The organism is Nocardia sp. NPDC102475 (assembly GCF_055584605.1).
In genome coordinates this window covers 1-7,155 of record NZ_JBVJLS010000059.1, presented here as the reverse complement: position 1 = coordinate 7,155, position 7,155 = coordinate 1, and the positions used below count along the sequence as shown (strand labels likewise).

Genomic DNA, 7,155 nt, shown 5'->3' with positions numbered 1-7,155 from the left:
CCAGGAGCATCCAGACCACGCCGAGACGTCAAAAGCAGACGACCCACACCATGTTCGGTCACCAGATGACGCGCGATCACCGCACCCAGACCACCAGTACCACCGGTCACCAGCACCGTGCCCGGCTCAGTCAGCCGAGCGATTGCACCGGGTGCGTGGCGACCGAAGCGCGGCACGAGCAGCGTCTGCCCACGCAACGCAGCTTCCGGTTCCGCGGCAGCCGCTGCGGTCGCGACGGAGATCGGATCACGGTTCTGATCCAAGTCCAGGAGCTGGAACCGACCCGGGTGTTCCGCTTGCGCGGCACGCAGCAAACCCCACACCGGCGCCTGATCGAGGCGTACCTGCTCGGAATCGGCAACGACCACGGCTTGTTTGGTGAGTACCACCAAACGTGAAGCGGCGAAACGCGTTTCGGCCAGCCAACCCTGGACGGTGTCGAGAACACCGGTGACAACCTGGCGTGCGGCCTGCGGCGGCGCATCGTCGTCGAACGGGCACTCCAACAACACGATCTCAGGTACGACCGCATCCTGGTTCACATCCAGATCGGCGATCAGCGCCGCGAGATCACCATGGCCTCGTACCTCACCGGAACTCTGGCCCCAACCGAGCACCGCCAGTCGGCCCGGCTCCACCGTCGCCGCCGAAGGCAATGCAACGGTGGCCCATTCCACGCCGAAGAGGGCTTCCGACACGCGATCGGCGCCCAAGCGATCGGCCGATACGGGCCGAGACACCAGAGCGCCCACCGACAGCACCGGCCGACCCTGCTCATCGGCGATCTGCACGGCGAACCTGTTGCCCTCGACCGTGATTCGGACCCGCACCGCGGCAACACCGGCCGAGTGCAGCACCACGCGGTTCCACGTGAACGGCAGTGCCGGGAAATCACCGATACCACCACGAAGGCCATGAACTATCGCGACGTGCAACGAAGCATCGAACAACGCCGGATGGATCCCGAAACCCGCGGCCTCCTGCGGGTCGGGCAGAGCGACCTCGGCGAACAACTCGTCACCGCGCCGCCACGCCGCCCGCAAACCCTGGAAGAACGGGCCATACCCGTATCCGAGGTCGAGCAACTCGTCATAGACGCCATCGAGGGGCATCGGCTGCGCGCCCGCCGGGGGCCACACGGCGAGATCGAAATCAGCCACCGCCTCGCCCGGGACCAGCACACCCTCGGCGTGCAGCGACCACGGACCCTCACCCGCCGATCGAGAGTGCACACTCAACCGCCGACGACCAGCCTCATCAGCAGCGGCCACCACAACCTGCACCGCGACACTGCCCTCGGCTGGCATCGTCAACGGAGTATGCAGGACAAGCTCATCCACCACCTCGCAGCCCAACAAACCGCCGACATAACCAGCCAACTCGACGAATCCGGTCCCCGGCAGCAACACCACCCCGAGCACACTGTGATCAGCCAACCACCCCACCGAATCCAGCGACCAACGCCCGGTAAAACTCACCCCACCCGACTCCGGATGCGGCACAACAGCACCAAGCAACGGATGATCCACCACATCGAGACCAACAGCAGTCACCCCACCGAACTCGGCACCCAGCCACGACTGCGCCAACACCTGGCGAGCATCGAGCCAGAAACGCTCACGCTGGAAGGCATAGGTAGGCAAATCGATTCGCTGAGCCCCGGCATGGAAGCCCGCCCAGTCCACTTCGGCACCGGAGACGAACAACCCGGCCAACCCACGCAACACAGTGGGTGAATCAGCCCGACCCCGACGCGCCAAGGCGACGACGGCGGGGGTCACCACCGCAGCCCCCGAGCTCAACTGCCCGTTGTCGACAGTCTGGGCGATCATCGGGGTCAATACGGCGTCGGGCCCGACCTCGGCGAACCTGGCCACACCCATATCCGCCATCGCGGCAACCGCGTCCGCGAAACGCACAGTCTCCCGGACCTGACCAACCCAGTACGACGGATCCGACATCTCGTGCTCGACCCGGGCACCGGTCACCGTCGACACCAGCGCAATGCTCGGCCGGGCGAATGCCAAACCCGCTATCGCCGTGGCGAATTCAGCCAACATCGGCTCCATCAACGCCGAATGAAAAGCATGCGACACCCGCAAACGATGCGTCCGCCAACCACGCTCGACACACGCCTCGACAACAGCCAGAACCGCGTCCTCGACACCAGAGACCACCACCGACGACGGACCATTAACCGCCGCGATCGACACCCCACCAGCCAGCAACGCCGCCACATCGGCTTCCGAAGCACCCACAGCGACCATCGCCCCACCCATGGGCAGCGCCTGCATCAACCGGCCACGCGCCGCCACCAGCACGCACGCATCCGTCAACGACATCACTCCCGCGATATGCGCGGCGGCGACCTCGCCGATCGAATGACCAGTCACCACATTCGCACGGACACCCCATGATTCGAGCAGGCGGAACAGCGCGACCTCGAACGCGAACAAACCCGCCTGCGCGAACACCGTCGCATCCACCGAACCCTCGTCGGACAAGGCAAAGCTCAGCGAAATCTGCTGTCCCAGCAGCGGATCCAGCTCAGCGACGATTCCGTCGAAAGCCGCCGCGAACACCGGATACGCCGAGCGCAGTTCCGCGGCCATACCCGCCCACTGCGCACCCTGACCGGAGAACACCAGACCCGTCGAACCCGGCACCACACGACCGGTCACCACACCCGGAACGGATTCGGCGCGGCCCAGCGCCCGCACTCCCGCGAGCAGATCATCACGGTTGTCGGCCAGGACAACAGCCCGATGATCGAACACAGCACGCGTGGACGCCAAAGAAAAACCGACATCGACCGGGTCGTGCTCGCCAACGTGCGACGCCAGACGGTTGGCCTGCCCGGCAAGAGCCTGCCCGCTGCGCGCCGAAACGACCCACGGCAACATCCCACCCGCCGGGACGGCCTGCACCGTTACCGAGTCCACCACCGGAGCCTGCTCGGCCACCGGAGGCTGCTCGATGATGACGTGCGCATTGGTGCCACTGATACCGAACGACGACACACCAGCACGACGCGGCCGATCCACCACCGGCCACGGCACCGACTCGGTCAACAACCGCACATGACCCTCGGACCAATCAACCTTCGTAGACGGCTGATCCACATGCAAGGTTTGCGGCAGCACACCGTGGCGCATCGCCATCACCATCTTGATCACACCACCCACACCCGCGGCAGCCTGAGCGTGACCGATATTGGACTTCAACGACCCCAACCACAACGGACGATCCGCATCACGGCCCTGCCCATAGGTCGCCAGCAACGCCTGCGCCTCGATCGGATCCCCCAGAGTCGTTCCCGTGCCATGGGCATCCACCACGTCCACCTCGACCGGGGAAACGCCCGCGTTCGTCAAGGCCTGCCGGATTACTCGCCGCTGCGAGGGACCATTCGGCGCGGTCAAACCGTTCGACGCACCATCCTGATTGACAGCCGAACCAGCGATCACCGCAAGAACTTCATGCCCATTGCGGCGCGCATCGGACAAACGCTCCAACACCAGCACGCCAACACCCTCGGACCAACCCACCCCGTCGGCCGCGTCCGCGAAGGACTTACAGCGCCCGTCCGCCGACAACCCCCGCTGCCGACTGAATTCCACAAAGGTCTCCGGTGTCGCCATCACCGCCACGCCACCGGCCAACGCCAGATCGCACTCGCCCGACCGCAGCGACTGCGCAGCCGAATGCATCGCCACCAGCGATGACGAACACGCCGTATCCACGGTGACCGACGGCCCTTCTAGACCGAAAACATACGAAACCCGGCCCGAGGCAATGGATCCCGAGTTCGCGTTGGCCGGGTAGTCGTGATACATCATGCCGACATACACACCGGTCCGGCTCCCCCGCAATGAACCAGGATCGACACCGGCCCGCTCGAACGCCTCCCATGTGGTCTCCAGCAGCAGGAACTGCTGCGGATCCATTACCGCGGCTTCATTCGGGCTGATACCGAAGAACGCGGGATCGAATTCGCCTGCGGAATGCAGGAATCCACCTTCATGGGTGTAGGTGCTGTTCGGTGTTTCGCCGGTGGGATCGTAAAAACGATCGGTATCCCAACCACGATTGACCGGGAACTCCGACGTCGCGTCGATCCCGTCGGAGACCAACTTCCAGAGATCCTCGGGAGAACTGACACCACCCGGATACCGACATGCCATACCCACAATCGCAATCGGCTCGCGAAGGGCCGCGTCGAGCTTGCGGTTGCGGGCACGCAACCGCTCGGTCTCTTTGAGTGAGACACGCAGCGCCTGAGCGAGCTTCTGAGTATTGTCGTCGGGCTTCGTCATTATCGTTCCAGCTCCGTCAGTCTTCTGATGAGTTGTCGTAAGCCATTTCGATCAGGTCGTCGATATCGAGCGCGTCGATCGATTCGTCCGTGATGCTCTGATCGATCTCGCCGTGGCTTTCCTGCCCCTGTGTGAGCTGCATGAGCGCATCCAGCAGCCCCGCATCGCGGAGCCGGGTGAGGGGGATTGTTTGGAGGGCTCTGCGAATATCGTTGTCCGACAGATCTGTTGGCCGGTCAGGGGTGTGGTGGTCGGTGAATTCGTCGGCCAGATACTTCGCCAGCGCCTGCGGTGACGGGTAATCGAACACCAAAGTCGCCGGCAATCGCAGACCCGTAACGGTTTTCAGGGCGTTACGGAACTCGACAGCAGTGATCGAATCGAAGCCCAACTCGTTGAAGGCCCGGTCGGCTGCGATCGCATTCGCGTTCTGATGACCCAGAACCGCCGCGACCTGTCCCCGAACGATTTCGACGAGCACATCGAGGCGTTCACTGTCCGGGGTGTTCGCCAAACGAGCACGTAGCGCCGTGGCCGCGCCCGAGGCCGTCTTGCGGCGAGCCGGAACCAAGCCGGAAAGCAGTGCCGCGGCGAACCCCGCGCTGCGCAGGCTCTCCAGATCGAGACGGGCGAGGATCGGAGCCGCCGCGTCGATCTCGGCAGCGTCGGCGAACAACGCCAGGCCCTGTTCCTCCGACAGCGGCAGCATGCCCGAACGAGACATACGGTGCCGGTCGAGGTCGCTGAGCTCCGCGGCCATACCGCCGTCCATGCTCCACAGGCCCCACGCGAGCGACTGCCCGCAGCGCCCGGATGCCCTGCGGTGCACCGCCAAAGCGTCCAAACAAGCGTTGGCCGCGGCATAGTTGCCCTGACCGGGGCTGCCGAACGCACCAGCCGCCGAGCTGAACAGTACGAAAGCCTTCAACGGCAGATCGGCGGTCAGTTCGTGCAGATGCAGGGCAGCATCGACCTTGGGCCGCAACACCGTATCCATCCGGTCCGCGGTCAGCGAAGCGATGGCGCCATCGTCGAGCACACCAGCCGTGTGGAACACACCGGTGAGCGGACGGCCCGCGGGAACGTCGGCCAGCACCTCGGCGAGCGCCCCACGATCAGCGACATCGCAGGCGGCGAACTCGACTTCGGCGCCGAAACGCTGCAACTCCGCGCGCAGTTCGACGGCGCCGGGAGCGGATTCACCGCGCCTGCTCAACAGCAGCAGGTGGCGGACACCGTGCGCGTTGACCAGGTGCCGGGCGAACAACCCACCGAGGAAGCCGCTGGCGCCGGTGATCAGAACTGTCTCGTCCGGACCGAAAGCGGAACTAGGAGTTGTAGCGGCCGCAGGACTCGAGGCCGCTCGGGCGAGTCGCGCACTGTGTACCTGCCCGCCACGCACGGCCACCTGCGGTTCCTCTGAAGCCAGAATCCCGCCGAGCAACCCGTCGATGTCGGAATCATTGTCTATCAACACGATCCGGCCAGGGCTCTCCGCCTGGGCGGAACGAACCAGACCACTCACCGCAGCGCCGGCCAGGTTCGTAATGTCTTCCCCGGCAACCGATACCGCACCACTGGTCCGAACCACCAGCACCGACTCGCTGAACCGCTGATCGGCAATCCAGGACTGGAGCACCCGCAGCACGTCATGAGTCGCGGCACGAACGGCGGCGGGATCATTGGCCGTCGGACAGACCAACACCACCGCGGCCGGAACCTCGTCGCCGAGATCCGCCCACGACACTGCGCTGATCTCGGTGTCGGACACCGCGATCGGTGTCCAATCGACCTGGAACAACGCATTATCGGCACTGGATGCGCCGGCAGTGAGCTGGGCCGGATCAATCGGCCGGGAAGCCAGCTGCCGCACCGTCGCCACCGCAGCGCCGGTCGGGTCCGCCAGATCCACAGCCACCGCATGCTCACCGACGCGGATCAGCCGGACACGCAAGGCGTTGGCTCCCGCCGCGTGCACCGTGACACCGGACCACTCGAACGGCAATGCGAGCCCAGCCTCGTCCGCGGGCATGAAGTCGCCCACGAGCGAGGCATGCAGAGCAGCATCGAGCAGCGCCGGATGCAGCCCGAAACCGTTGGCTTCCGGTAGATCCGGTAGCGCGACCTCGGCGAACAATTCCGCACCGCGTCGCCATGCCGCCCGCAGCCCCTGGAAGTGGGGACCGTACCCGTACCCGGCATCGAACAGTTCGTCGTAGACATCATCGACGTCCAGCGGCTGCGCACCGGCCGGAGGCCACGAGGCGAGGTCGACAGCAGCCGTCAGGTCATCCTGGGCGAGCGCGCCTTCGGCGTTCAGCGTCCACGACGGCGCCGAATCGATATCCCCATCGGGGCAGGAGAAGATCCGCACCGCTCGACGGCCCGTCTCGTCGTCGGCTCCGACGACAATGCGTACCGCGACCCCGCTGGACTCCGGCAGCACCAGTGGGGCCTGCAGGACCAAGTCCTCGAGAGTCGAACAGCCCACCTGCTCCCCGGCATGCAGGGCGAGTTCGACCAAACCGGTACCGGGGAACAACGCGGTGCCCATCACCCGGTGATCGGCCAGCCAAGGATGCGTCTGCACCGACAGGCGGCCGGTCAGGATCACCGCACCGGAGTCGGGTTGTGACACCACTGCCGAAACCAGAGGGTGTCCGGTGGTCGCCAGCCCCATCGACCGAGCGTCACCACTGCCGGCGGATCCTTCGCGCATCCAATACCGCCGACGCTGGAAAGCGTAGGTGGGCAATTCGATTCGCTGGGCTCCGGTACCGGAATACATACCGGCCCAGTCGACGTGCGCGCCGGAGACGAACAACCCGGCCACCCCGGC

The 7,155-nt window shown here is 65.4% G+C and carries 1 protein-coding gene and 2 pseudogenes; all 3 read right to left on the bottom strand.

What is annotated here, in order from left to right:
* Positions 1-4,205 (bottom strand): annotated as a pseudogene (locus ACZ60G_RS43920) (type I polyketide synthase); the annotation flags it as partial.
* A 48-nt stretch (positions 4,206-4,253) separates the two neighbouring features.
* A pseudogene (locus ACZ60G_RS43915) lies at positions 4,254-4,316 on the bottom strand (hypothetical protein); the annotation flags it as partial.
* 16 nt (positions 4,317-4,332) lie between these two features.
* Positions 4,333-7,155 (bottom strand): type I polyketide synthase (locus ACZ60G_RS43910; RefSeq protein WP_465818336.1); only part of this gene is annotated, 2,823 nt, incomplete at its 5' end.